The organism is Bartonella sp. AP7XZML, assembly GCF_042195745.1.
GTDB lineage: Bacteria > Pseudomonadota > Alphaproteobacteria > Rhizobiales > Rhizobiaceae > Bartonella.
In genome coordinates, this window is the sequence record NZ_JBHIOT010000087.1 from 1 (window position 1) to 1,011 (window position 1,011).

Annotated in this window: 1 protein-coding gene; it reads right to left on the minus strand. The window is 42.3% G+C overall.

Annotated features, from left to right (window positions below; all coding sequences use genetic code 11):
• Positions 1-101: 101 nt before the first annotated feature.
• Positions 102-428, minus strand: coding sequence for a dATP/dGTP diphosphohydrolase domain-containing protein (locus ACFILT_RS06940; RefSeq protein WP_375679806.1), 327 nt, complete (start codon positions 426-428; stop codon positions 102-104).
• Positions 429-1,011 lie beyond the last annotated feature (583 nt).

The window sequence follows — 1,011 nt, forward strand, 5'->3', positions numbered from 1 at the left end:
CGCGCGATAATGCAATGCAATACAAAACATCACTCCGCTTAAGAGCAAAACTGAAACCACTTCTATCCATAAAATTTCATTCGAACTCATCTTTATCTCCTTTAATTTTTATGAGGGCGGTCATCATGACCAATCTGTTGTGCTTCGCATTCCATTAAAAAAAGAATACAACAAGCCGCATGTGCCAAGTGTGATAAATCACTCTCAGCATCCTTATGCTCTCCACCAAACCATGCTAATAAATGACGTAAAGCAGCACCGTGAAACTTGCTCCAGTGCATGCCATTACGCCAATTGTTTGCTCCGTACTTCTTTGCCCCAAACTCTAAAACTTTACCAATTTCAAGCAGTGCCAACGGCGGTATAAGCTCTACACGAGGCTTACCATCATCATTCTTATGCGCTTCATTTGCATTATGTGAACACATATAAACTCTGTCGCCACCATATTCTTCAGTGCCGCAAACATATGCATTTCCATAAATCTTGGCCTTACCATAAACCACGGCATGACCGAACACCTTAGCAGCATCACAAACCTTGGCATAACCACAAACCTTGGCGTTGCCATAAACCTTGGCGCTGCCATAAACATGGATATTATCGTAAACGTAAGCATTACCAAAAACCGCAGCTTCATCACAAACCTTGGCATTGCCAAATACATGCGCATTACCACAAACCTTGGCGTTGCCATAAATCGCAGCTGCTAAAAGAACATTGGCATTCTCATAAACACGGGCATTGTCATAAACATGAGAAAAACCAAGAACCTTGGCATTGCCAAAAACACGTGCATCACCATAAACCCATGCCCTATTCCCAACCCAACAATCGCCCTCATGAGAGAGGTTGCCTTCACTCTCTACAAAACCACCAACATCACCTGCTTTAACTTTTCCAAAGCTTCTCAATGCACGAATGCGGTGAAGAGTTTTCCCTCTAAACTCAATTGTTTCATCAGTAAGTTCGTATTTCTTTTCTACAGCCATCTTTGTCTCCTTAATGCTG